This is a genomic window from Sphingomonas edaphi (assembly GCF_003583725.1).
GTDB classification, from domain to species: Bacteria; Pseudomonadota; Alphaproteobacteria; order Sphingomonadales; family Sphingomonadaceae; genus Sphingomicrobium; species Sphingomicrobium edaphi.
This window is the reverse complement of the sequence record NZ_QXTF01000001.1, coordinates 1187476-1210430: the sequence shown is the minus strand read 5'-3', so window position 1 is coordinate 1210430 and position 22955 is coordinate 1187476. Positions and strand designations below refer to the sequence as shown.

Sequence of the window (22955 nt, the reverse complement as noted above, 5' to 3'; positions counted from 1 at the left end):
GGCTGGATGCGCGGCGCGCTAGCGTCGATGGCGCTCGCCGCAGCGGGTGCCATTGGCGCGTGGGCGGCCAGTCCAGTCACGTCCTCATGGACCGCCAATCCAGAAGAACAATTCCTGCTCGACGTGAATATCCGCCAGCTCCGATTGGGTGATGGAGTGCGCGCTTACCAGACGCCCCGAGGCACCTGCATCGTGTTTGGCGACTTCCTGACGACGCTCGACATGCCGATGAAGATCGATCTTCAATCCAAAAAGGCGTCCGGTTGGGCGTTCCGCGAAGAAAACCGCATCGAAATCGACCGGGCGGTGGGCGTCGCCAAATTCGGCAAGCAACAGGAGCGGATTGCCGACGGCGCGATCAGCGAATCGCCGGAAGGGTGGTGCGTCGATAGCGCATCACTTGCCCGTTGGTTCGGTATTGGCATCACGCCACAGACGGCGGGGTCGATCCTCCTGCTTGAGTCCGAAGCCAAATTGCCGGTCGAGCTGGCGCGCGAGCGTGAGCAGCGCGCGGCCCGCCTCCAAAAAGCGTCCATGCCGCTGGAAGGCTTCCCGCGCGTCAAACTGCCATACCGCATGTGGCGTGCGCCATCGCTCGACTTCATCGTCAACGCCGGCGTTACATACCAGGCGTCGAACGGCATGCGCGTCGACCGCGGCGCCTCGGTTGCCGCCGCGGGTGAAATCGCGCGGCTATCCTACGATGCGATGTTAACAAGCGACAGCAAGGGCCGCCCCCAGTCGCTTCGCCTGCGCGCTTATCGCTCGGATCCGGATGGGGAATTACTTGGACCGTTGCATGCGACCCATTTTGCGGTTGGCGACGTCAATGGCCTGTCGAGCAGGCTGGTTGGCGCGGCAAGTGGTCGGGGCGTAGAAGTCACTAACCGTCCGCTATTCAACCCCGTCGCCTTCGACCGCACACGCTTTGAAGGCGACCTGCCAGCTGGATGGGATGCAGAGCTTTATCGCAATGGTGAATTGCTTGCATTTAGCCGTTCGGACGGCACCGCTCGCTATGTCTTTGACGACGTGCCCATGGTCTATGGAGACAACCGCTTCGAAGTCATCCTCTACGGTCCTCAGGGTCAACGGCGTAGCCGCCTCGAAACCATCAATGTCGGCCAGAACCAGGTTCCCGGCGGTAAGACCTGGTATTGGGCAGGAGTCAGCCAGCCTGGGCGGAACCTATTGAGCGACATCGTTGGGCGCGACGATGGGGGCGGTCCACCTCCTTCGGAATTCATCCGGCCGGACCTTCAGGCCGCGGTCCAGATTGAACATGGCATCGACAAACGCACGTCCGTCGGCCTGCTGGCCACGGCGTTGCTTGCCAATAACGAGCGGCTAACCTTCGTCGAGGGGTCAGTCCGGCGCTCTATCGGTCCCGCTCTGGTCGAGGCCGCCGTCGCGCGCGACAGCAACGGCGGGGTGGCAGCGCGCGCACAGGCCATTGCAAAGATCGGATCGGTTAACATCAGCGCGGAAACGTTGATCGCCAATGATTTCACGCTCAATGGCCGCCGCGAAGGGCGCTACCGCGATACCCGCTTGTCGATCGATGCGCCGCTCAAGGTTGGTCGTCAGCAGTTTTCGGCACACGGTGACGTTCGCCTCGTCGATCGCGGCCGCGCAGACCGGACGCTGGATGCCCGCGGCAGGCTGTCGACCAATTTCAACGGGTTCAACCTGACCAGCATGATCAATTGGCAGCGACGGCTTGGCGAGTCCGGGGGATCGCCGCCGGATCATCTCGATGTCGGCTTGATCGGTACCGGCCGCGTTGGCGATGTTCGCCTGCGCGGCGAAGCGTCGTGGGACATTAAACCTGAAAAGCGATTCCGAAACGCGGAACTGTCAGCCTATTGGTCAGCATCGGACAAAGCCGACTGGGAAGGCGCCATTGGTTACGACGCCGTGTATAAGCGTGGCCGGGCGCGCGTGTCGCATATCCGGCGGTTCAATGCTGTCGCTGCAGCGGCCTCGTTAGAAGCCGGTACCGACGGAAGCTTCGCAGCGGGCATCAATCTCAATTTCTCGCTCGACGCCAGCGCGGGGGCTATGCGCTTCACTAGTCAGAAGCTGGCAAGCACCGGCATAGTCGAAGCGCGCGTCTATCGCGACCTTAACGACAATGGCCTGCGCGATGAAAGTGAGCCCTGGCAGCAGGGTGCATCAATCACAACTGGACAACGCGTCTCGGAAGATTTGACCAATGCCGAGGGCAAGGTTCGCATTGGCGGCCTTCAACCGTTCACGCCCGTTGCGATCGGCATCGACGCGTCCACCTTGGACGACCCATCGCTTGCGCCGCGCAAGGCACTGCAGATTATCGTTCCGCGGCCAGGCGTGGCAGCCAAGCTCGAGATCGGCCTAGTCGGGTCGGGCGACATCGAGGCGATCATGGTCCGGCAAGACGGACGTGGCTTCGAAGGCCTAGACGTGGAGCTACTCGATGCCGAGGGGAAGCCGGTCGCCGTTGTCCGTAGCGACTATGACGGATTTATCCTGTTCGAGCGCGTCGCCTACGGCCGCTACACCCTGCGCCTCACGGCAGGCTCGGCCAAGGTAGCCGGGGTGGCTCAGGCCATCGACAAACTGATCGAGATTGGTCCGGAACGGACCGTTATCCGGCTCGGTGCGATCCGTTTGATGAAAGCGGATACACTGGCACTGGTCGCTCCTGAGGCGAGTTTGCCGGGTAGCGCGCGTTAACCAAAAGTCGTCTCGCGCGACTTTCGGGCCCGCCCGGGCAGGGTGCCCGAAGGCAAGCTTTTCAATTCTCTCAGAAAATTGGTGCGGTCGAGAAGACTCGAACTTCCACGGGCTTTCGCCCACAACGACCTCAACGTTGCGCGTCTACCAGTTCCGCCACGACCGCACTCGTGAAAAAGCAGCGCGGCCGTCGGCCCGCTGCCCTAGGTAGGACGCGGCCCCTAGCAAAGCGTGATGACGCTGGCAACGCCGAACAATCGATCCATTTCGGGACAATGCTTAACAAGGAGGTAACCATGTCTGTGCAAGTTTGTTATCGTGACTGCGATGTTGGGTCCTGCCCTGTTGTTTTTGGCGGCGATTTCGGCCGGTGACGGACCGGTTGAACCGGCCCGGACCCGAGGTGCCGACTTTCGGCCGAGTAGCGCCGTGACGGCCCGGGCCCGCGCCAGCGTCCGGATCCTGGCCGGAGTGTCGTTTGGCCAAAGCCACAGGACCGAAGCTGTGGGCGCAAGCCTCCGCGAGGCGCACATAATGGGCCAGGACGGAACGTTCCATCCGGCTGAAATCCTGGAATTTCAGTAGGTTAAGCCGGTCCTTGGCGGAGGGCGATGTCCACCAGTTGCTCGCCGTCGCGCTGCTTGTCGACTTCGGCACTGTTAAAATTGGTGCTCTCGCCCGGCCCAAGCTCATTGCGCGGCGGCGTAATCGTCCATTTGTGAAGCACGGTTTTGCTTAGCGGGTCGCGCAGCTGGACTTGGATCGGCGGCACTCGCTGCGTCTTTTCAGTCGGATTGATGATCCGGCCCCCTAGAAGCACGAGTTCTTGTCCGCTCTGCATGGGTTGGCGTTCACGCGTGGTGATCATTAGTTGCAATGGCGTAGCGGACGCTTCGGCGATGCCTGCACGCGCCTTCCATTCCGACGGAGCCAGAAACCAGAAGGCCGCTGCGGCGGCCGCAATGAGGAGGACAAGCGCGAGCCATAACGGCCAGCGCCGCTTCTCATACTCGACTTCACCGCCGATCGGAGCGTAGCCGACGAACTCGTCTTCTTCCGCGACGGATGGCGCCTGCCAGCGGGACATCTCATCAGCTGGCGGCCTATCCTCGGCCACCGGCGCAGGCGTGGCTTCATAATCGCCGGGAGGTTCCGTAGTCGACGCTCGCGCCGGTTCGTCGATCCCCTCCCACTCGGCTTCCGAATGTTCTCCAGCGACCGGCTGCGGCGTTTCGGACATGGTGGTTTCCGAAGGTCCGTCGTGCGCAGGATTCGCGACAGCCTCGGCCTCAGGCTCGACCATCGGGGAAGATAGCGGTCCTCCACCGTTGCCTGCGGGAACCTGATCGCTCTCTTCGACCGCGGCTTCAGGATCCTGGTGCCAGCTATGCTTGCAAGACGCGCAGCGGACCTGGCGGCCTCCCGCAGGGATGGCGCCGTCCTTCACCACATATTTGGTGTCACAGGCTGGGCAGGTCAGGATCATGTGGGCGGGCTCTCCCGGAACAGTTAACATGGATAAACAGCAATGCTCGTGCCTTGGCAAGGCGGGCCGCGCCGTGCCACAGCATGGATGCGGGGAAGGGAGCAGCGTTTGGCGGGTACGATCGTCGAATTCGATCGGGTTGGGTTGCGCTACGGCACAGGTGCCGAGGTGCTGCGCGACCTCGACTTCCGCCTGAACGAGGGCGGCTTTTATTTCCTGACTGGGCCGTCCGGCGCGGGTAAAACATCACTTCTCAAGCTGCTCTACCTCGCGCAACGACCGACGCGCGGTCGCATGTCGGTGTTCGGTGACGAGCTCGCGCATGCCCCCCGCGAAGCGTTGCCGCTCTACCGCCGCCGCATCGGTGTCGTTTTCCAAGACTTCCGGCTGATCCGCCACTTGTCGGCGTTCGACAACGTCGCGCTTCCGCTCCGGATCGCGGGTCATGGCGAGGCAGAGGTGGAGGGGCCGGTTCGGGAAATGCTCGCTTGGGTTGGCCTGGCAGACCGGGCAAGCGCGCGCCCGCCAACCCTGTCGGGCGGCGAGCAGCAGCGCGTTGCCATTGCCCGCGCCGTCATCGCCCGTCCGGAACTTCTCATCGCCGACGAGCCGACCGGCAACGTCGATGCGGCAATGGCTCAGCGCATCCTTCACCTGTTGACGGCAATGAACCGGCTGGGAACGACGGTTATCGTCGCTACCCATGATCTCGGCCTGATCGCCGCGACGCCTGGGGCGCAGCTGATCCGATTGGAAAACGGCGCTCTGGTCGATCCGACTGGCGCCCTGCGCAATCCGCCGGGACGGCCTGCGGAGCAAGGCGCATGAGCTTTTTCTTCGTCTCGGAACCGGACCGCCGACTGATCCCAGCCAGCGGGCTTCGCGGGCCGGTGCCTCTGCTGATTGCGATCATGACCTTCGTCATGGTCGTTGTCGCGGCTGCTGGTCTGGCGCTCGCCAATACTGCATCGGTGGTGCGCGGTGGAGTTGAAAGCCGTTACTCCATCCAGATCGCCGATGGGGCGGCCAAGGCCCCAGCGGTCCTCGCCGCCGCTCGCGCCGCAACCGGCGTCTCCCGCGCCGAGCAAGTCCCGCCGGCGGAGTTGCGCCTGACGCTGGAACGTTGGCTTGGACCGGTCGGCGCCGAAGCCGACCTGCCGATTCCCGTCATTATCGACGTCGATCTCAAGCCGGGCGCCGATGTCCGCGTGGTTTCGTCAGCTATCTCCCGCACGGCGCCGAACGCCGCGTTCGTTGCGCACCGGTCCAGTCTTGCGCCACTCTTGAAAGCGCTGAATGGCCTCACCATCCTTGCGTTCGGATTGGTTTTGCTCATCGCCATGGCCAGCGCGGCTGCAATCATCCTGGCCGCACGAGGTGCCCTCGACACGCATCGTGCAACCATCGAGGTGATGCACGGCATCGGCGCGACCGACGGTCAGGTCGCGCGCCTGTTCCTCCGCCAGATCGCGTCAGAGGCTTTGCTCGGCGGGTTAGCAGGCGCAGCGGTTGCAGGAACCATCCTTGGCCTGATCCTCGGCGGTGCCGGCTTCGCTACCAGTCTTGCGGGTGCCCCGCCCTTGCAGTGGAAGGACGCGGTGCTCCTGGCGCTGCTGCCCGTTGCCGTCGCCTTGCTCGCGACGGTTGTTGCAAGGAGCGCCCTCGTCAGGGCATTGCGCGAGCGACTATGATTGCCCGACTGCTCGCCTTCACCGCCATCCTGTACGTGCTCAGCTTTGCCCTGTTCGCGGTGACGCTGGGCACGCCGGCGCCCGCCGATGCGGCGAAGGTTGACGCAATCGTAGTCATTACGGGCGGGAAGGGGCGCATCGAACAAGCAATCCGGCTGCTTGCCGACGGCAAGGGCAAGCGGTTGCTGATTGCCGGCGCCGATCCCTCCGTGCGCAAGGCCGACCTCGTTGCTCGCCTAGGTGGCAAGCGGAAGTTATTCGATTGCTGTGTCGACCTCGGTTCTGAATCAGTCGATACGCGATCCAACGCCGAAGAAGCGAAACGCTGGATGGAGCGGCGCCAGTTCGCCAGCATGCGGCTGGTGACCAGCGACTGGCACATGCGGCGCGCGCGCTATGAATTTAATCGCCAATTCGACAGTAACACGACTATCGTTCCCGACGCCGTGCGGACCGAGCCCGGCTTCACGACCTTGTTCGCCGAATATAATAAATATCTGCTTCGGCGCCTCAGCGTCTGGTTGGATATCTGATGGACGCGCTTCGCTCCGCACTGTTTGCGCTGCTCTTCTACCCCGGCACCCTGCTCTACGTGCTCACCGTGATTGCCGTTTCGCCGATCGGCGACGCGCCCGTACAGCGTGTCGTCCACGCTTGGTCGTCCTTTCACAACTGGCTGGTTCGCAACATCCTTAAGATCCGCATCGAATGGGATGGGGAGATTCCCGAGGGTGCCTATCTGATCGCCGTAAAGCACCAATCGATGATGGAAGCGGTCGATACGCTTCATTTTGCGCGGACGCCGGTCGTCGTGATGAAGCGCGAGCTCACCGTGATCCCATTGTTCGGTTGGGTCACGCGTCGCTATGGCGTAATTGGCGTCGACCGCGACGCCGGTGCGGCGGCACTGCGCACTATGATGACGGAGGCCAGGGCGGCAGTCGCCAAGGGCAGGCCGATCATCATTTTCCCCGAAGGAACCCGGGTTCCTTATGGCGATCGACCCGAGCTTCGACCCGGATTTGCCGGACTGTATCGCGCCCTCGGCTTGCCTGTCGTGCCCGTGTCGCATGACGTGGGCCGCCTGTGGAACAGGGGCTTCGTTAAACGCAGTGGCACGGTTCATTTTAAGGTAGGCGAGGTAATTCCGGCCGGACTCAAACGTCCCGAGGTTGAGGCCCGGGTCCACGCCGCGATTAACGCACTTACCCCCTAAGGGCCGCGCCCAGCTTTTCCGCGGCAGCGACGATCTTCTTCGATACTTCGACGATTTCGGCTTCAGTGAAGCTCTTATCACCGGGCTGCAGTGTCACTTCAAGCGCAAGGCTCAGGCCCGCTTCGCTTTCGTAGCGGTCGAAGATCCGTGCTTCGGTAATCAACTGTTTATCTGCACTGCGAACGGCCCGGGTTAGCGCGTCGGCGGCCAGGCCGACCGGTACCATGAATGCAAAGTCGCGCGTAACCGCCTGAAGCGCTGGCGGCTTGAAGGCGGGACGGGCGCGCTCGACGGAACGCGGCACGGGGATGGCGTCGAGGTAGATTTCCGCGACAATTGTTCCCGTTGGCGCATCGAGTGCCTTTGCGACGCGCGGATGCAGTTCGCCAAACGCGGCCAGGATGGTCTTGGGTCCAAGGCCAAGCGTCCCCGACCGGCCCGGATGCCAAGTTTCTCCCGCGCCCGTGACAAGCTGCAGATTGGCGACGGGGGCCCCGGCCGCCTCGAGCAGCGCGAGCACGTCGGCCTTGGCATCGAACGCGTCGAACAGTCGCGCCTTGCCGGACTGCCAGCTGCGCGGCTGCTTCTCGCCGACGAGCACGATGCCGACCGTCGGCCTCTCTGCATCGGTCAGATAACGGCGACCGACCTCGCACAACCTCACGCTCGCCGCGCCGCGATCGACGTTGCGCCGCGCGGCCGCGACCAGTCCGGGGATAAGCGACGGTCGCATATATTTCATCTCTTCGCTGATCGGATTGGCCAGCATGTGGGCTGCCCCGCCGAACAGGCCGGCTTCCCCCTCGCTGATGAAGCTCCACGTGACCGCTTCATCTAGTCCGCGCGCCGCGGCCGCGCGACGCGCCCTGCGCTCGATCATCTGGCTGCGCGTCGCAGTCGGACGTGCAACACCCTCTCGACGCGGCAGCGGAGTCGAGGGAATAGAGTCATAGCCAACGATGCGCGTGACTTCCTCGACGAGGTCGGCGGGTCCGTCGACGTCCCGGCGCCAACTGGGCACTACTGCGTCCCTGCCCTCGAACTGGAAGCCCAGGCTTTGCAGGATTGAGATCTGCTCGCGTTCGGGCACGTCGATTCCACCCAGCGATAGGGTCCGCGCCGGATCGAAGGTAACGCGCCGCGCCTCAACCGGCGGCTGGCCAGCGCGAGACACCCGGCTCGCCTCGCCGCCGCAGATGTCGAGGATCAGACCGGTTAGCACGGCCAGTCCATCGTCCAAGAACGCCGGGTCGACACCGCGCTCAAAACGGCTGCGCGCGTCGCTGGTCAGCTGCAATTTCTGTCCGGTGCGGGCAATCCGCTCCGGCGTAAAGTAGGCGACCTCCAATAGCGTCTCGGTGGTCGTGTCGCTGACGCCGCTATGCTCGCCGCCCATGATGCCGCCGATGTCGTGAACCTGACGTTCGTCGGCGATAACCGTCATTGACGGGTCGAGCTTATATTCCTTTTCGTTCAAGGCGATGACCGTCTCGCCCTCAATCGCCCGACGGGCGCTGACTGCTCCGGTCAATTCCTTCAGGTCATAGGAGTGGCTTGGCCGGCCAAGGTCGAGCATCACATAATTGGTAATATCGACCAGTGCCGATATCGGCCGCTGTCCCGCGGCCTTCAATCGCCGCTGCATCCAGTCCGGGCTGGTGCGGTTGGTCAGGCCGCGAACGACCCTCCCGAAGAACGCCGGACAGCCTTCGGCATCCTCGATACGAATCTCGACCGGGTTGTCGAAGCTGCCTTCGATCGTAGGCACGTCGAGTGCTTTGAGCGTTCCCACCCCTGCGGCGGCCAAGTCGCGCGCAATGCCGCGAACACCCATGCAATCCTGCCTGTTGGGGGTTATGGCGACATCGAACACCGGGTCGTCCAAGCCAGCATAATCGGCGAAGCTCGTTCCGACCGGTGCATCGGCGGAAAGCTCAATGATGCCCTCATGGTCGTCGCCCAGCTGCAACTCGCGTGAGGAACACATCATGCCGTTGGATTCGACGCCACGGATCGCCGCCTTCTTCAGGGTGAAGTCGCTGCCTGGAACGTATGTGCCGGCACCTCCGAACACGCCGACGAGTCCGGCCCGCGCATTCGGCGCGCCGCAAACAACCTGCAATGGCGTGCCGTGGCCCACATCAACGCTCAGCACTTGCAGCTTGTCGGCCTGCGGGTGACGCTCGGCGGTTAGCACTTTTGCGACGCGGAATGGCTTCAGCGCCTCCGCCGGATTGTGCACATCCTCGACTTCGATTCCGATACGGGTCAGCGCATCGGCGATCGCCAATGCATCCGCAGGGGTGTCGAGGTGGTCCTTCAGCCAGGAAAGCGAGAACTTCATGCGCCGACTCCGCCTGACAGAGTGGGTACGTCGAGGAAGCGGAAGCCATAGTGCTTCATCCAGCGAAGATCGCCGTCGAAGAAGGCGCGCAAATCGTCCATCCCATATTTGAGCATCGCCAGCCGGTCGACTCCGGTGCCGAATGCGAAGCCCTGCCACTCGTCGGGGTCCAGCCCGCAGTTGGCGATAACCCGCGGGTGGACCATGCCGCTCCCCAGCACTTCCATCCAGCCCTCACTGCCGCCGACGACGCGGCGGCCTTTTTCCATCGACCAGCCGACGTCCACTTCGGCCGACGGTTCGGTGAAGGGAAAATAGCTCGGCCGCATCCTCAGCACGACGTCATCGCGTTCGAAAAATGCCTTAAGGAAGGTTTCGAGTGTCCATTTCAAATGGCCCATGGTGATGTTCCGATCGATCACCAGTCCCTCGATCTGATGGAACATCGGCGTGTGGGTCGCGTCGCTGTCGCTGCGATACACTCGGCCCGGCGCAATGATGCGCAGCGGGGGCGTGCTGCCTTGCATCGCGCGAATCTGGACCGGCGATGTGTGGGTGCGCAGGACCATCGGCCGCTCATGTTCGCCATCCACATAGAATGTGTCGTGCATTGCCCGCGCGGGGTGCGTCTCGGGGATGTTGAGTGCAGTGAAGTTGTGCCAGTCGTCCTCGATCTCGGGCCCCTCCGCGACAGCAAAGCCAAGGTCGGCAAAGATTTCGGCGAGTTCGTCCATCACCTGACTAACCGGGTGGATCGAACCCATGGGTGTTTCGGACACCGGGAGGGAAAGATCGACCCGCTCGGTCGCCAGCCGCCGCTCGAGTTCGGCGGACTCCAGCTCATCCTTCTTCTCGGCCAGGCCATTGGCGATGGCCTCGCGCAGCGCATGGATCTTAGGTGCCTCAGCACTGCGCGTCTCGGCATCCATCGCGCCAAGCGATTTCAGCAACTGCGTCACCTCGCCAGACTTGCCGAGTGCAGCGACGCGAACGGCGTCGAGCGCGGCAAGATCGGTCGCGGCGGCGATGTCGGCCTCGAAACGGGCGGCAAGCGGGTGGCTGGTCACGGTACGTCCTTGGGTTCCGGTGTCGGCGGGCTTAAGCAGGCTTTGGGGGCAAAGCGCAAGGAGGCGCACGATGACCGAAAGCTGGCCAGAGTTTGATACCAAACGCGACTCGCCCACCTTCGCGCTGCTGCACGTTGCCAGCCAGATGTTGGGAAAGCTCCGGGTCGCACATTCGACGTGGGTCAATCATGGCTGGCACGTCACGCTTCATCCCGTTCCCGAAGGACTAGCGATCGAGCCGATCGCCGCCAATGGGACCAGCTTCTCCTTGTCGATGGACCTAACCCGCCATGCGATCATCCTCCATGTAGGGGACGGAGAGGTCGACCAACTGCCGATCGACCTTGGCAGCATCGCCGCGCTCCACCACAACCTCGTCGCCATGCTCGACGCGCACGGCTTGCCGTCCAGCTTCCACGGACGGCCGAACGAAATCGCCGATGCCTTGCCCTTCGCCGAGGACGTGGCCTCACGCGAATACCGTCCTGATTCCGCCGAGCGGCTCCTGTCGGCACTGTGTTGTATCGAGCCGGTGTTTGAGCGCTTTCGAGCGGGCTTCACCGGCAAGTGCAGCCCGGTCCATTTCTTCTGGGGCAGCTTCGACCTCGCCGTTACCCGTTTTTCGGGGCGAAAGGCCCCGGAGCACCCGGGCGGCGTTCCGGGCCTTCCCGACCGCGTTACCCGCGAGGCTTACAGCCATGAGGTGTCGAGTGCTGGCTTTTGGCCGGGTGGCGTCGTTGAAGCGGACCCAATTTTTTACAGCTATGCCTATCCGGAGCCCGCCGGCTTCCGCAGCGTAAAGATCAGACCGGCCGCAGCTCGCTTCGATTCTGGCCTCGGCGAATTTGTCCTGCCCTATTCGGCAGTCCGAGCCGCCGCGAATCCCGAAGGCGAACTGACGACCTTCCTCCAGTCGACCTATGAAGCGGCGGCGACTCTAGGTGCCTGGGACCGCGAGGCGCTGGAGCGGGACCCCGTCGCGCCCTAGGCGACGAAGGGATAGGGCGAGATCGTCTTCTTCGTCCGATCGACAGCCAGCATCCGCCCCGCCGGCGGTGTCGCGCGATAGCCGCAGTCCTGCCGGGGACAGAGCGCGCAAGCTGGCCCGACCGGCGTCACGGGTGCTTTATCGAGATCATACCCCTCGGCGCAATGCAGCTTGTGCGCATGCTCGATCGGGCAGCCTAGCCCGATCGCCAGCAGTCCGCCGCCCAGCTCCGTCTTGATCGGCCGCTCGATGGTTCTGGCAACGGTAAAGAAGCGCTGGCCATCGGGCGTCTCGATCAACTGCGTCACCACCTGCCCCGCCGCCTGGAACGCGGCATGCAGGTTCCAGCGTGGGCAGGTGCCGCCGAAGCGGGAGAAGGGAAACTGGTCGCCGGCATAGCGCTTCGAGATATTTCCGGCCGGATCGACGCGTAGCATGAAGAACGGCACCCCACGCTGGCCCGGCCGGTTGAGCGTGGTGAAGCGATGCGACACCTGCTCAACATTGGCTCCGAATTCGCCGCTCAAGCGATCAATTGAATAGCGCATATCCTCGCAGGCGCTCAAGAAGCGGCCATAGGGCATCATGATCGCCCCCGCCGCATAGTTCGCCAGGTGCATGTGGAGCAGCTGGGCAATGCCCTCGTCCGGTGCATTGGCCTCGGCCACCATGCGGTCAAGCAGCGGCGCCAGCTCGAGCAGCGCAAGCTGATAGGCGAGAGCGAAGGTGCGATTCTCGCTCTTCAGCTCGCTAGACAGCAGGAAGAGCCGCCGTTCGCGGTCGTAGAGCTGGCTGATATTGCCTAGCTCGGCCTGCGGCACCGCCTTGGCGGTGACACCCCACGCGTCCTTGAGCCTCCGCCGCATCGGCTCGGTCATCGACAGCGGGTGGCTCAGCGCCCCGCCCAGCGTTTCGCAGGCTTCTTCCAGCGCGGGATAATAGTTGCGGTGCGCTTGGATATAGTCACGCACCCAATTTTCGGGCGTGACCAGCGCCCGCGCATCGCCGCCAGCCGCCACGCCACCCTCGCGGTTCGCCTCCCTCAGCGCGGCGTAAAGCCGGGCGATGGCATCGGCGACCGACGGGGCATTGTTTGCCAGTTCCGCCAGTTCGTAGCGCGGTACGCCAAGGTCGCTCAGCAACAAGTCGGAGAATATTTCCGCGAGTTCGTCCGGCCCGGTGCGGTGTCCGCCGCCATTCGCGAAGGTGCGGATGTCGACCTCGTAAAGTTCGGCCAGCTTGAGCAGCAGCGCTGCGGTAACCGGCCGCTGATTGCGCTCGAGATGGTTGAGATAGCTTGGGCTGATGCCGAGCCGCGCGGCCATGTCCGTTTGCGACAGTTCGTGATCGCGGCGAAGGCGGCGCAGGCGGTGGCCGAGGAACAGTTTGGCGGTCATGGGAGAGAAATTTGTCAATTGCGCCCAACCATCACAAGTCAATTTATGACACTCTGACGCTATTTGCCGATGCCTAAACGCGGATCCCATGGTGGATAGTTCGTCAGAGCTGTCGTTTTCAGTCGGAGAATCCTCGATGACAAATTTTGACCAATGCGTCCCGGCCCCGCCCGGCCGCTTCGACGGAATCGAGCGCCCCTACAGCGCCGTCGACGTACTCCGCTTGCGTGGGTCGGTACCGGTCGAACATAGTTTGGCCCGACGCGGGGCTTTGCGGCTGTGGGAAATGCTGAAGCGTGACGATCCCGTCCGGGCGCTCGGAGCGGTGACCGGGAACCAAGCAATGCAGATGGTCCGCGCGGGTCTGGAAGCTATCTACCTAAGCGGGTGGCAGGCGGCGGCCGACGCCAACACCGCGGGCGCCATGTACCCGGACCAGTCGCTTTATCCGGCCAACACCGGCCCCGAATTGGCCCGAAAGATTAACAGGACGCTGCAGCGCGCCGACCAGATCGAGCATATGGAGGGCGGCTCGAAACGCGACTGGTTCGCGCCGATCATCGCCGACGCGGAGGCCGGGTTCGGCGGTCCGCTAAACTGCTTCGAGATTACGAAGGCCTATATCGAAGCGGGCGTGTCCGGCGTCCATTTCGAAGACCAGCTGGCGGCCGAAAAGAAGTGCGGCCACCTCGGCGGTAAGGTGCTGATTCCGACGCAGGCGGCCGTCCGTAACCTCGACGCGGCGCGCCTCGCGGCCGACGTTAGCGGAGTGCCGACCGTTCTCGTCGCACGTACCGACGCGGAAAGTGCGCGGCTCATCACGAGCGACGTCGACGAACGCGACCGGCAGTTTCTCACCGGCGAGCGCACGGCCGAGGGATTCTTCCGGTTGGAGGAAGGCACCGGCTTGGGCCACTGCATCGCCCGCGGGCTGGCGTTCGCGGCCCATGCCGACCTGTTGTGGTGGGAAACCAGCCATCCTAACCTGGAAGAAGCGCGAATTTTCGCGGAAGCCATTCACCGCGTCCATCCGGGCAAGCTGCTGGCTTATAATTGCTCACCCAGTTTCAATTGGAAGGCCAAGCTGGACGAGGCGACCATCGCAAGGTTTCAGCGGGAGTTGGGCGCGATGGGCTACAAGTTCCAGTTCGTCACGCTGGCGGGCTTTCACAGCCTCAACCACTCCATGTTCGAGCTGGCCCGCGGCTATCGCGACGAGGGCATGGCCGCCTATTCCCGCCTTCAACAGGCCGAAATCGCCAGCGAGCCGCTAGGCTACACGGCGACCCGCCACCAGCGGGAGGTCGGTACCGGCTATTTTGACGCCATAGCCAACGCCATTTCGGCCGGCCAAGCGTCCACCGTCGCGCTCGCCGAATCCACCGAGGCGGCGCAGTTCGCCCACGCCTGAAGGGAGCAAGACCATGACGCATCGGTACTGGATAATCGGCGGTGAGTATCGCGACTGCCAGTTCGACCAAGTCGTTCCGGGAACCGAGGAAATCAGCGGACCCTATCCCGACGCGACCCGGGCGCGGCTGGAATGGCAGCGACTGACCTTCCGTGACCGGCTGTGCGCCACGACCCGATATGTCATCACGCAGGAGGCGCTACGCGGATGAGTAGTGTTCTGGATCGGCCGATAGCGGTTTCCGCGCCGACGTATCTCGAAGGTGCCGAGGCTGTCCTGACCAGCGAGGCTCTGGGTTTCGTCGCCGAGCTTCACGAACGATTCGATGACCGGCGTCGCTCGCTGCTTGCGGCGCGGATCGAGCGACAAGAGCGCATAGACGCGGGTGAATTGCCCGATTTTCCGGCAGATACTCAGCATATCCGCGAGGGCGACTGGAAGGTCGGCACCATTCCGGCTGATCTGCAGGATCGGCGGGTCGAAATAACGGGGCCGCCCAACGCCAAAATGGTGATCAATGCGCTCAATAGCGGCGCGCGGGTTTTCATGGCCGATTTCGAAGACGCGACTTCGCCGGTGTGGGACGAACTGGTTCAGGGGCAGATCAACCTTCGCAATCGCTGGCTCGGTACGCTCGATTTCACCGATCCGTCGACGGGCAAGCATTATGCGCTTGGCCCCGATCCGGCGGTGCTGATCGTCCGCCCTCGTGGTTGGCATCTGGAGGAGAAGCACGCGATCGTGGACGGGAAGCCGGTCAGTGGCGCCTTGTTCGATTTCGGGCTGTACCTCTTCCACAATGCCCACGTGGCGCTCGACATGGGCAGCGGACCTTATTTCTACTTGCCCAAGCTGGAGAGCCGGCATGAAGCCGCACTATGGAACGACGTTTTCGAATTCGCCGAGGATTGGCTCGGGCTTGAGCGCGGCACTATCAAGGCTACGGTGCTGATCGAAACGCTGCCGGCCGCGTTCGAGATGGACGAGATTCTCTACGAGCTGCGTCGAAACATCGTCGGCCTCAACTGTGGCCGCTGGGACTATATCTTCTCGTACATTAAGCGCCTTGGCCGGTCGTCCGACCGGCTGACGCCCGACCGCTCGGCGATGACCATGGATAAGGCTTTCCTGGCTGCCTACTCGTTGCGGTTAGTCGCCACCTGCCACCGCCGCGGCGCCTTCGCGATGGGCGGAATGTCGGCGTTCATTCCGGTCAAAGGCGACGAGGCGGCAAACCATGCGGCAATGAACAAGGTCCGCTCCGACAAGCTGCGCGAGGTCTGCAATGGGCATGACGGAACCTGGGTCGCGCACCCGGCGCTGGTTCGCCCAGCGATGGAAGCTTTTGCAGCGATGAAAGGCCCCAACCAGCTCCACAATATGCCCGACCGCGTCCCCGGCCGCGACGAGATGCTGGAACTTCACCGAGGCGCGAGGACTGAGGCCGGAGCGCGCGAGAATATCCGCGTGGCCATCCCGTATATCGCCGCCTGGCTCGGCGGGCGCGGCGCGGTGCCCCTGTATAACCTGATGGAAGACGCCGCGACGGCGGAAATCTGCCGCGCCCAGCTATGGCAATGGCTGCGGTTCGGAGCGTCGTTCGACGACGACCGCCGATTTAGCCACGACCTGTTCGAGGATTGGCTGGCTGAAGAGATCGGGGCGCTCGGTTCGGTTCCCAACCTCAAGTCCGCCGCCCGGCTGTTGCACGAACTGGTCACTGCGGATCGATTCCAGGAGTTTCTGACCTTGCCGGCGTACGAATGTCTGGACTGAAGTTTTCAACCTCGATCAATCAAACGAGGGGTCGAATACCGCCAACTTCGTCACCCATTATGCCCGAATAGTTTGCGATTTCACCCACACCGGACATGATAAAGGGCGCCGGATCGCTCCGGCGCCCTTGTTTCAATTGCCCGATCCCCACCTGCGTGGGAACGATGGCTTACGCCGCCTTGGCTTCCTTCGGCAGCGCGGCCTTGGCCTGCGCAATAATCGCGCTGAAGGCGTCGGCTTCGTGCATCGCGATGTCGGCCAAGACCTTCCGGTCAAGATCGATGTTCGCAAGCTTCAGCGCGTGCATGAACTGGCCATAGGTCAGGCCTTCGGCGCGGACCGCGGCGTTGATGCGCTGGATCCACAGGGCGCGGAAGCTCCGCTTCTTCACCTTGCGATCGCGATAGGCGTACTGCCCGGCCTTTTCGACGGCTTGGCGGGCGATACGGATCGTGTTCTTGCGGCGGCCATAATAGCCCTTCGCATTTTCCAAGATCCGCTTGTGCTTCGAACGGGTGGTTACACCTCTTTTGACGCGTGCCATGTCTCGCTAGCTCCTTAGTTGAGGCCGTAAGGGGCCCAGAGCTTGACGCGCGCCGTATCGGCGTCGGCAAGCACTTCGGTGCCGCGGTTCTGGCGAATATATTTGGCGTTGTGGCTGATCAGCCGGTGGCGCTTGCCAGCGACACCATGCTTGATCTTGCCGGTGGCCGTGAGCTTGAAGCGCTTCTTTACGCCGCTCTTGGTCTTCAGCTTGGGCATTTTCGTCTCCTTGTAGTCCCCACGGGGACGACGTTTTCGAACAGCCACGGCAGCCCTAACTGGCCGGGCCGTTCGTCTTTCCAATGATTTGGAAGCGGGCGGCCTATAAGCGGCGGTGCGCGGCTTGGCAAGGAGAGTCATCTGCCGGCAACTCGCTCACATCTGGTCGCCGCCCCGGACTGAGGACCAAACGCCACAGAGTTGCCGAAAAAAACGCAGCGGCGCGTGAAACGGCCGAACGGAACCGCTATATCGTCATTAAATGGGGGGTAAATGCGAATAGATTGCGCCCTTGAAGCGCCCGAGGCGGTCACCGCCGACGTTGCCATCGTCGGTTCCGGCGCCGCCGGTCAAGCTGCCGCCAGGCGCCTCCTGGCGCGTGGTTACAGCGTCGTGCTTATCGAAAGCGGCGGAACGGATCATGAGCCGGCGACCGCCGACCTCAACCGCGGCGACGTTGTCGGCCAGCCTTACCATCCGCTCGACCATAGCCGGCTGCGCTTCTTCGGCGGCACGACCGCGATCTGGGGCGGCCGCTGCGCCGAGTTGGATCCGATCGATTTCGAGCGTCGCGAATGGGTGGCGCACAGCGGCTGGCCGATCGGCGCCGCCGATATCGCATCACACCTCGACGAAGCCCGCAGGATTCTGCAGATCGAAGGTGCTGCACCGGACGATATTCCGAGTCCAGGAGTATTGGATCGTCTCTCGCCCAGCGAACTGGCGGTTCGCTGGTGGGCGTTCGATCCCCTGTTCGACCGGTTCACAATCGACCGGTCAGGTGACCTCGACCTGCATACCCGCTGCACCATAATGCTTCACGCCACGGTGCGGGAGGTCGTGCTCGCCGCCGACGGTCACTCGGTCGAACGGCTGGATGTCGTCGCGCCCGGCGGGCAGCGCATCGACATCCGCGCGCGCCAGTTCCTGCTGGCCGCCGGCGGGATCGAGAACCCGCGCATCCTGCTGGCCTCCAACTCAATCGCTCCGGCCGGCGTCGGCAACGAGCACGACCTCGTGGGTCGTTTCTTCATGGAGCATCCGCATGGCCGTGGCGGCCGAATCATCGGCCAGGCCGACTGGCGCTGGCTCGATGCATTCCGCAAGCGGCGATTCAATGGCATCGACGTCGCGCCGACCGTGACGCCGTCAGAATCGTTGCAGCGGCGCGAGGGCCTCCTCAACAGCGCGCTGACCGTCGCGGTCCGGCCGGCGGTGACCGGCAGTCACGCGCTGGTCAAGCGCGCCTATCTTCATGTGAAACACCGGACCGCGCCGACGCGTCGCGGGCGAGGGCTGTGGAAGGTGACGCGGCACTTGGTGCGCGCTTACACCGGGATGGTCGGTCCGCTTCATCCTTGGTTGCTTAAGCGCGCCCGTGGCCTCGATCTCGCGCTCGTACTAAGGGCCGAGCAGGCGCCTAATCCGCATAGCCGGGTCATGCTTGGTGAGCAGGCGGACGGAACCGGCATGCGGCGCGTAAAGCTCGACTGGCGCCTTTCGCCGATCGACGTCGACAGCGTCGCCGGCCTTGTCGCAGCACTCGATCGCGAATCGCGGCGGCTCGGTCTCGGCGCGGTCGAAGCCGCGAACTGGTTATCCGATCCGGCGAAACACTGGGTCTCCGACGACTTGATCAGCGCACATCCCCTGGGCGGCTTTCATCATATGGGAACCACCCGGATGGCCGACGATCCCCATTTCGGCGTTACAGATGGATGGGGCCGGGTGCATGGCGTGGCCAACCTTCACATCGCCGGAAGCTCGCTCTTCCCGACAGGCGGCTGGGCCAACCCGACGCTGACAATTCTGGCCATGGCGCTTCGCACCGCGGACCGGATGGCGGACCAGCTTCAGGCGCCAGCCGCTGCGACCGGCGCTAACCGACCGGACGTTCTCGGTACCACTGGGTAAGGATATATTTGGTGCCCTTGCGCACCTTCATCCCTTGGTGAAGCGTCGCCGGGTTGGGCGTGCCGTTGGCGGATAAGTTGTTCCACACCAGCAGCTTGCCCGTTTCCGGCTGCACTGTCTTGCCGATCGTCTTGAAGCGGGTCGCGCCGCCGTCATCGGGCTGGTTAAGGTAGAGCATGGCGGTCCAGGTTCGCTGGCCGCTGTCGGCGCAATGTTCGAAATAGTCGGCGCCGCCCGGGTTGAACGTGTCGGTATGCGGCTTGAATTCCTGCCCCGGCGCGTAGCGTTGTCCCTGGATTGGCTCGCCATGGCTGGCAGGGATGCCGGTGAGATCGGACAGCTTCGCGACGACGGCGGCGACCAGCGGATGATCCCCATCGAGGTCGCAGGTCTCGCTGGTGCGGAACCGGGCATCGCCCTGGTCGTCGGCGATAGTCGAGGGCCGGCGCCGCTCATCGATCAGGTCGCGAAGCAAGGCGCACTCCGCTTCGCCCAGGAAGTTGCGGTAGATGAACAGGTCGAGCTCGCGCAAGGGGACGCGCTGGGTTCCCGGCGCCGACCGCAGTCGGGTGGCCGGGTCCATATCAGCCCCCACGGCGCGCTTCATGGTTGGCGATTACAGCCTTGGTGACCTCGCGCATCAGTTCCTGCGCGCCGCCGTCCGACTTGTTAGGGATGGTCATGATCGCCATTGCATAGGCAGTCCCGTCAGGCGCGGTGAGAATGCCGATATCGTTGATGCCGCCGATGCGACCCTGGAAGTTTTGGCCGGTGCCGGTCTTGTGGCTCCATTCCCAGCCAGGCTTCAGGGCCGCGCGTACGCGCAGGCCCCCGGTCTTGGTCGATGCCATGATCGAGAGCAGTCGCCGAGTGGATCCGGGCGAGAGCAACTCGCCCTTCTGCAGCCGCGCCAAACCCTCCGCTACGGCACGAGGCGCGGCGCCGTCGTAGGGATCGCGGATGTACCGCTCGAACGAGGCCTTGCGCACCGACGTCGGCAGCGCCGAACGCGCCTTGTAGAAGGCATCGCCGATCGAATAGCTCTGGCTCCAGATCAGGCCGGCGATGCGCGACTGAAGCGCGCGCTCCCCATCGTAAAAGCGGATCGAGCCGAGATTCTTCGCCTCGATCATATTCCGTACTGCTTCGGGGCCGCCGATGGAGCGCATCAGCTTGTCGTTGGCCGTATTGTCGCTCTGCGTGATGGCGGTAAACAGCAGCGACCCCAGCGTCGTCGTGTGGCCGCCGCCCAGGACTTTCGAACGGATCGGCTGGTGGAAGAGTGTCAGGTCGCTGCGGCCCAGCGTGACCTTGTCGTTGAGGCTGACACGACCTTTGTCGACCGCGTCCATCGCAGCGACCGCAACCCACAGCTTGGAACAGCTCTGTTGGGGGAACAGCCGGGTCGCGTTGTAGTCGGCTTGCCAGTTGTCGCGCAGCGAAACGACCGAGACGCCGACGATGCCGTTAAAGCCGCGGCCGATGGCGTTGATCTGAGCGGCGAGGCTCGCGGGCGCAGCGCGCGTCGTCGAAGTGACTTGAGGCCGGACGCTGCCGGGAGGAAGCGGTGCCAACGGGTCAGTCCGCACCGGCTGGCTGCTCGCAAGGCCGGCCGCGGTGGCGAGCCCGAGCCCGAACAGGAAACGGTACGAAACGGACGTCATGGCGTCATATCCCCCAGATACTTAGATAATTGCGCCAAAGCCTTAGCCACAGGAGGCTGAACCCCGGCTGGCAGTGGCGAGCCTCGCAAATCCGATTCGGTTTGCCAACCCTCTAGCGGGCTGGGGGTGCGACTGTGGCCGTCGTGCCACCTCCAAGCAGCGCTCCGGACTCGATTTCGTCTAGTGCGCGATGGGCGGCGATGTAGCGGCGGGCCCGGACGATCCAGCGGCTGGCGTTGGCCGCGCCGGGCAGCCTCATCGTTTCAGCTAGGGCGGAATCCACCTCGCCGGCCTTCAGCTTGGTGAGCGCGCGGTCATAGCGGGCCTGCGGCTGCGGCGAAGGCGTGTCGGCGCGGTGGACGGAGACGATCGTGCCAAGCTCCCGCCGGAACGCATCCCACCATCCCTCGTCGGGGCCGCCGCCGCGCAGCGACGCGCCGAGCGACTCATAGTCCGCGATCAGACTGTCGAGGCGGACCGGGTCGCGCGACGCAGTGATGACGGTCGCGACCGCCGCCTGATGCTGCGGTCCGAAGCGCTGGACCAGCAGCGGTTCCAGATAACCAAGAGCGACGCCTCGATCGATGGCGCGACGAGCAGCGAAGGCAACCAACATGGCGTCGGCACGGCCAGCCGAACCCGCCGCGGCCTGCGTCGCGCTTTCCAAGCTGGCGAGCCGCGCCTCCAGAGCACCGATGCGGGCCGCATCTGCCGCAGGCATGGTCGGAATAGCAGGTTGCGGCTGCACAGGGCGTACCGGAGCTGGTTGCCGGACGATCTGCAGCGGCTGGCGCGGCTCCACGCCGAAGAAGCGCGCGCCCGCGTCCCAGCGAGACAGTCCCCAAGTTGCCAGCGCCGCGCCGGCGACCAGCAGCAGCAGCGACCAGGCAATACGGGCCGTCCAGTTGCTGCCTTGTCGGGAATAGGTCGGGCTCATGATTGGTCCGGTTTGTGACACAGCATCGCTGCAAGGGCCAGAAGACTGTCGTCGGCGGGCATTTCGGCCACGCCCACCTCCTCCCAGCCGCATCCGGCAGCGTCTGCGGCCGCCTTGCTGATCGCAGCGAGGCGGGTCCGGTAACGGCGACCCACCAGCTCGGTCAGCCTCCTTGCTGCGCGCGGGCTGTGCAAGGCGATCACGAGATCGTCCGTGTCTGGAAGGGCGGGATGTTCGATCGCGCGCGACCTGTAGACGGTCACAGAGGTCATATTGCGGCGGCTGGTGTCGATCCGGTCTTCGCCCGCCAAGTGGAGCAATCGAAGACGAGCAGGCATCGTGGAGAGAAGCGCCTCGACATCGCGGTTTCCTGTGGCCGCAACGCTCAATCCCGCGGCATTGGCCGCATCGGCCGTCGCTCCGCCAACCGCATAGACCGGCAAGCGGGCAAGCGCCTGCAACTGCACGCCGGCATGGCGAACGGCATTGGCACTGGTCAGCAGCAGTGCATCGAACTGCCGCGCGTCTGGCAGTGTCCAACCAACCGCTTCGACCTCGAACAGCGGACAGCCGATCGTTTCCATCCCAAGGGTCTGCGCGCGGGCGGCGCTGGCCGAAAGTCCCGGCTCGGGCCTCACGAGCAACAACTTTCTCATGCAGCGTCGAACAGGTGGCGAATGCTGTCCGGCGCGCCCGCCAGCATGGCTCGGGCCATTTCAGCTGGCGTGTCGAGGTCGCCGACCGCGAAGACAGCGCAATCGACAACGCGCTCGCCCCCATCCTCACTCAAAATCTCACAAGTAAAACGAATGCGGCCGCCCTCGATCACCGCATGGGCGCCGATCGGCGAATGGCAGGTTCCGTTGAGTGCGCGGACGAACGCGCGCTCGGTAAGCACCGCGGCATGCGTTTCCTCATGATCGATCGCTCGAAGCCATGCTGCCGTCACGGCGTCGTCGGCGCGGCATTCGATGCCGATCGCCCCCTGCGCGGGAGCCGGTATCATCTCATTCAAGGCAATGGCGGTTCCCGTTTCCGCGCGGCCCAGCCGGTCAAGGCCCGCAGCCGCTAGGAGCGTCGCGGACACATCACCGGCCTGCAGCTTGCCCAGCCGAGTGTCGAGGTTGCCGCGAATGGAGACGATGTCGAGGTCGGGACGAAGCCGCAGCAGCTGCGCCTTGCGTCGAGGAGAACTGGTCCCCACAACCGCGCGCTCGGGCAGCGCCTGGATCGACCCTGCGCCGATCAGCCTGTCTCGCGCATCCGCCCTCTGCAGCATCGCGGCGATGGCAAGCGTCTTCGGCCGCTCGCTCTCAACGTCCTTCATCGAATGGACCGAACAGTCGGTCTCACCCGTCAGCAGGGCAAGGTCCAGTTCCTTGGTCCAAAGCGCCTTGCCGCCGACCTCGGCCAGCGGCCGGTCCTGAATACGGTCGCCGCTGGTCTTGACCGGAATGATCGTCACGCTGCCCGGCGCCCAGCCATGCGCCTGCTCAAGCGCGCTCGCCGTCATCCTCGCCTGGGCAAGCGCGAGCGGCGATCCGCGCGTTCCGATTGTCAGTGGCCGTCCGGTCATGGCGCCCGCGC

At 64.0% G+C, this 22955-nt stretch carries 22 protein-coding genes and 1 tRNA gene; 11 read left to right on the top strand and 12 right to left on the bottom strand.

Annotated elements, in window-relative coordinates:
• Nucleotides 1-27 precede the first annotated feature (27 nt).
• Nucleotides 28-2715, top strand: coding sequence for an MSCRAMM family protein (locus tag D3M59_RS06175; protein WP_147416712.1), 2688 nt, complete (start codon nucleotides 28-30; stop codon nucleotides 2713-2715).
• Between the two features lie 79 nt (nucleotides 2716-2794).
• On the opposite strand, the gene D3M59_RS06170 is transcribed toward D3M59_RS06175, so the two are convergent.
• Nucleotides 2795-2881 (bottom strand) — tRNA-Leu (locus D3M59_RS06170).
• Nucleotides 2882-3033: 152 nt separating this feature from the next.
• On the opposite strand from D3M59_RS06170, the gene D3M59_RS06165 reads away from it, so the two are divergent.
• Nucleotides 3034-3300: a hypothetical protein gene (locus D3M59_RS06165; protein WP_147416711.1), complete on the top strand. Its 267-nt coding sequence runs from the start codon at nucleotides 3034-3036 to the stop codon at nucleotides 3298-3300.
• A 1-nt stretch (nucleotide 3301) separates the two neighbouring features.
• On the opposite strand, the gene D3M59_RS06160 is transcribed toward D3M59_RS06165, so the two are convergent.
• Entirely contained in the window at nucleotides 3302-4201 is a 900-nt protein-coding gene (locus D3M59_RS06160; RefSeq protein WP_158581962.1) for a zinc-ribbon domain-containing protein, read from the bottom strand.
• 87 nt (nucleotides 4202-4288) lie between these two features.
• Here D3M59_RS06160 and ftsE point away from each other — a divergent pair, with 87 nt between their 5' ends.
• The 4 genes from ftsE to D3M59_RS06140 are packed head-to-tail and all read left to right on the top strand — an operon-like array spanning nucleotide 4289 to nucleotide 7108.
• Nucleotides 4289-5029 carry a cell division ATP-binding protein FtsE gene (gene ftsE / locus D3M59_RS06155; RefSeq protein ID WP_119532526.1) on the top strand — a complete coding sequence of 247 codons (741 nt, stop codon included), beginning with the start codon at nucleotides 4289-4291 and terminating at the stop codon, nucleotides 5027-5029.
• Nucleotides 5026-5892: an FtsX-like permease family protein gene (locus tag D3M59_RS06150; RefSeq protein WP_119532524.1), complete on the top strand. Its 867-nt coding sequence runs from the start codon at nucleotides 5026-5028 to the stop codon at nucleotides 5890-5892. The genes ftsE and D3M59_RS06150 overlap by 4 nt, the downstream gene beginning before the upstream one ends.
• On the top strand, nucleotides 5889-6425 hold the full coding sequence (locus tag D3M59_RS06145) for a YdcF family protein (protein ID WP_119532522.1): 537 nt from the start codon (nucleotides 5889-5891) through the stop codon (nucleotides 6423-6425). The genes D3M59_RS06150 and D3M59_RS06145 overlap by 4 nt, the downstream gene beginning before the upstream one ends.
• Complete coding sequence (locus D3M59_RS06140; RefSeq protein WP_325048601.1) at nucleotides 6425-7108, top strand: lysophospholipid acyltransferase family protein; 684 nt, start codon at nucleotides 6425-6427, stop codon at nucleotides 7106-7108. Before D3M59_RS06145 ends, D3M59_RS06140 begins: the two co-directional genes overlap by 1 nt.
• Here the strand turns inward: D3M59_RS06140 and pheT are convergent.
• Both pheT and pheS read right to left on the bottom strand, forming a co-directional pair.
• Complete coding sequence (pheT, locus tag D3M59_RS06135) at nucleotides 7098-9452, bottom strand: phenylalanine--tRNA ligase subunit beta (protein WP_119532518.1); 2355 nt, start codon at nucleotides 9450-9452, stop codon at nucleotides 7098-7100. The two genes, D3M59_RS06140 and pheT, sit on opposite strands and share 11 nt — an antisense overlap.
• Nucleotides 9449-10519, bottom strand: coding sequence for a phenylalanine--tRNA ligase subunit alpha (gene pheS, locus D3M59_RS06130; protein WP_119532910.1), 1071 nt, complete (start codon nucleotides 10517-10519; stop codon nucleotides 9449-9451). Before pheS ends, pheT begins: the two co-directional genes overlap by 4 nt.
• Before the next feature lie 70 nt (nucleotides 10520-10589).
• On the opposite strand from pheS, the gene D3M59_RS06125 reads away from it, so the two are divergent.
• Complete coding sequence (locus D3M59_RS06125) at nucleotides 10590-11507, top strand: DUF5996 family protein (protein ID WP_119532516.1); 918 nt, start codon at nucleotides 10590-10592, stop codon at nucleotides 11505-11507.
• Here the strand turns inward: D3M59_RS06125 and D3M59_RS06120 are convergent.
• On the bottom strand, nucleotides 11504-12904 hold the full coding sequence (locus D3M59_RS06120) for a helix-turn-helix domain-containing protein (protein ID WP_119532514.1): 1401 nt from the start codon (nucleotides 12902-12904) through the stop codon (nucleotides 11504-11506). The genes D3M59_RS06125 and D3M59_RS06120 overlap by 4 nt on opposite strands.
• 136 nt (nucleotides 12905-13040) lie before the next feature.
• Here D3M59_RS06120 and aceA point away from each other — a divergent pair, with 136 nt between their 5' ends.
• The 3 genes from aceA to aceB are packed head-to-tail and all read left to right on the top strand — an operon-like array spanning nucleotide 13041 to nucleotide 16091.
• The gene (gene aceA, locus D3M59_RS06115) at nucleotides 13041-14315 is read left to right on the top strand and encodes an isocitrate lyase (protein ID WP_119532909.1); all 1275 of its coding nucleotides are present in this window, start codon (nucleotides 13041-13043) and stop codon (nucleotides 14313-14315) included.
• Nucleotides 14316-14328: 13 nt separating this feature from the next.
• Entirely contained in the window at nucleotides 14329-14526 is a 198-nt protein-coding gene (locus D3M59_RS06110) for a DUF4170 domain-containing protein (RefSeq protein ID WP_119532512.1), read from the top strand.
• Nucleotides 14523-16091, top strand: coding sequence for a malate synthase A (gene aceB / locus D3M59_RS06105; protein ID WP_119532510.1), 1569 nt, complete (start codon nucleotides 14523-14525; stop codon nucleotides 16089-16091). The genes D3M59_RS06110 and aceB overlap by 4 nt, the downstream gene beginning before the upstream one ends.
• Nucleotides 16092-16260: 169 nt before the next feature.
• Here aceB and rplT read toward each other — a convergent pair whose 3' ends face one another.
• Together rplT and rpmI are read right to left on the bottom strand one after the other, a co-directional pair.
• Entirely contained in the window at nucleotides 16261-16635 is a 375-nt protein-coding gene (gene rplT / locus D3M59_RS06100; protein WP_119532508.1) for a 50S ribosomal protein L20, read from the bottom strand.
• Nucleotides 16636-16649: 14 nt separating this feature from the next.
• Nucleotides 16650-16853 carry a 50S ribosomal protein L35 gene (gene rpmI, locus D3M59_RS06095; protein WP_119532908.1) on the bottom strand — a complete coding sequence of 68 codons (204 nt, stop codon included), beginning with the start codon at nucleotides 16851-16853 and terminating at the stop codon, nucleotides 16650-16652.
• Between the two features lie 273 nt (nucleotides 16854-17126).
• On the opposite strand from rpmI, the gene D3M59_RS06090 reads away from it, so the two are divergent.
• Complete coding sequence (locus D3M59_RS06090) at nucleotides 17127-18767, top strand: FAD-dependent oxidoreductase (RefSeq protein ID WP_119532506.1); 1641 nt, start codon at nucleotides 17127-17129, stop codon at nucleotides 18765-18767.
• On the opposite strand, the gene D3M59_RS06085 is transcribed toward D3M59_RS06090, so the two are convergent.
• The 5 genes from D3M59_RS06085 to hemC form a co-directional block, all read right to left on the bottom strand.
• Nucleotides 18733-19374, bottom strand: a complete 642-nt coding sequence (locus tag D3M59_RS06085) for a prolyl hydroxylase family protein (RefSeq protein WP_119532504.1) — start codon at nucleotides 19372-19374, stop codon at nucleotides 18733-18735. The two genes, D3M59_RS06090 and D3M59_RS06085, sit on opposite strands and share 35 nt — an antisense overlap.
• Nucleotides 19352-20431: a serine hydrolase gene (locus tag D3M59_RS06080; RefSeq protein ID WP_119532502.1), complete on the bottom strand. Its 1080-nt coding sequence runs from the start codon at nucleotides 20429-20431 to the stop codon at nucleotides 19352-19354. The genes D3M59_RS06085 and D3M59_RS06080 overlap by 23 nt, the downstream gene beginning before the upstream one ends.
• Nucleotides 20432-20543: 112 nt before the next feature.
• Complete coding sequence (locus D3M59_RS06075; protein WP_119532500.1) at nucleotides 20544-21368, bottom strand: hypothetical protein; 825 nt, start codon at nucleotides 21366-21368, stop codon at nucleotides 20544-20546.
• Nucleotides 21365-22024, bottom strand: a complete 660-nt coding sequence (locus D3M59_RS06070) for a uroporphyrinogen-III synthase (RefSeq protein ID WP_119532498.1) — start codon at nucleotides 22022-22024, stop codon at nucleotides 21365-21367. The genes D3M59_RS06075 and D3M59_RS06070 overlap by 4 nt, the downstream gene beginning before the upstream one ends.
• Nucleotides 22021-22944 carry a hydroxymethylbilane synthase gene (gene hemC, locus D3M59_RS06065; RefSeq protein WP_119532496.1) on the bottom strand — a complete coding sequence of 308 codons (924 nt, stop codon included), beginning with the start codon at nucleotides 22942-22944 and terminating at the stop codon, nucleotides 22021-22023. The genes D3M59_RS06070 and hemC overlap by 4 nt, the downstream gene beginning before the upstream one ends.
• Between the last annotated feature and the right edge of the window lie 11 nt (nucleotides 22945-22955).

Excerpts from the sequence above, each read along its gene's own strand:
- D3M59_RS06175 (WP_147416712.1), top strand. The coding sequence starts at position 28 with ATGGCGCTCGCCGCAGCGGGTGCCATTGGCGCGTGGGCGGCCAGTCCA.
- D3M59_RS06160 (WP_158581962.1), bottom strand. The coding sequence starts at position 4,201 with ATGATCCTGACCTGCCCAGCCTGTGACACCAAATATGTGGTGAAGGAC.
- ftsE (WP_119532526.1), top strand. The coding sequence starts at position 4,289 with ATGCGGGGAAGGGAGCAGCGTTTGGCGGGTACGATCGTCGAATTCGAT.
- D3M59_RS06150 (WP_119532524.1), top strand. The coding sequence starts at position 5,026 with ATGAGCTTTTTCTTCGTCTCGGAACCGGACCGCCGACTGATCCCAGCC.
- D3M59_RS06145 (WP_119532522.1), top strand. The coding sequence starts at position 5,889 with ATGATTGCCCGACTGCTCGCCTTCACCGCCATCCTGTACGTGCTCAGC.
- D3M59_RS06140 (WP_325048601.1), top strand. The coding sequence starts at position 6,425 with ATGGACGCGCTTCGCTCCGCACTGTTTGCGCTGCTCTTCTACCCCGGC.
- pheT (WP_119532518.1), bottom strand. The coding sequence starts at position 9,452 with ATGAAGTTCTCGCTTTCCTGGCTGAAGGACCACCTCGACACCCCTGCG.
- D3M59_RS06125 (WP_119532516.1), top strand. The coding sequence starts at position 10,590 with ATGACCGAAAGCTGGCCAGAGTTTGATACCAAACGCGACTCGCCCACC.
- D3M59_RS06120 (WP_119532514.1), bottom strand. The coding sequence starts at position 12,904 with ATGACCGCCAAACTGTTCCTCGGCCACCGCCTGCGCCGCCTTCGCCGC.
- aceA (WP_119532909.1), top strand. The coding sequence starts at position 13,041 with ATGACAAATTTTGACCAATGCGTCCCGGCCCCGCCCGGCCGCTTCGAC.
- D3M59_RS06110 (WP_119532512.1), top strand. The coding sequence starts at position 14,329 with ATGACGCATCGGTACTGGATAATCGGCGGTGAGTATCGCGACTGCCAG.
- aceB (WP_119532510.1), top strand. The coding sequence starts at position 14,523 with ATGAGTAGTGTTCTGGATCGGCCGATAGCGGTTTCCGCGCCGACGTAT.
- rplT (WP_119532508.1), bottom strand. The coding sequence starts at position 16,635 with ATGGCACGCGTCAAAAGAGGTGTAACCACCCGTTCGAAGCACAAGCGG.
- rpmI (WP_119532908.1), bottom strand. The coding sequence starts at position 16,853 with ATGCCCAAGCTGAAGACCAAGAGCGGCGTAAAGAAGCGCTTCAAGCTC.
- D3M59_RS06090 (WP_119532506.1), top strand. The coding sequence starts at position 17,127 with ATGCGAATAGATTGCGCCCTTGAAGCGCCCGAGGCGGTCACCGCCGAC.
- D3M59_RS06085 (WP_119532504.1), bottom strand. The coding sequence starts at position 19,374 with ATGAAGCGCGCCGTGGGGGCTGATATGGACCCGGCCACCCGACTGCGG.
- D3M59_RS06080 (WP_119532502.1), bottom strand. The coding sequence starts at position 20,431 with ATGACGTCCGTTTCGTACCGTTTCCTGTTCGGGCTCGGGCTCGCCACC.
- D3M59_RS06075 (WP_119532500.1), bottom strand. The coding sequence starts at position 21,368 with ATGAGCCCGACCTATTCCCGACAAGGCAGCAACTGGACGGCCCGTATT.
- D3M59_RS06070 (WP_119532498.1), bottom strand. The coding sequence starts at position 22,024 with ATGAGAAAGTTGTTGCTCGTGAGGCCCGAGCCGGGACTTTCGGCCAGC.
- hemC (WP_119532496.1), bottom strand. The coding sequence starts at position 22,944 with ATGACCGGACGGCCACTGACAATCGGAACGCGCGGATCGCCGCTCGCG.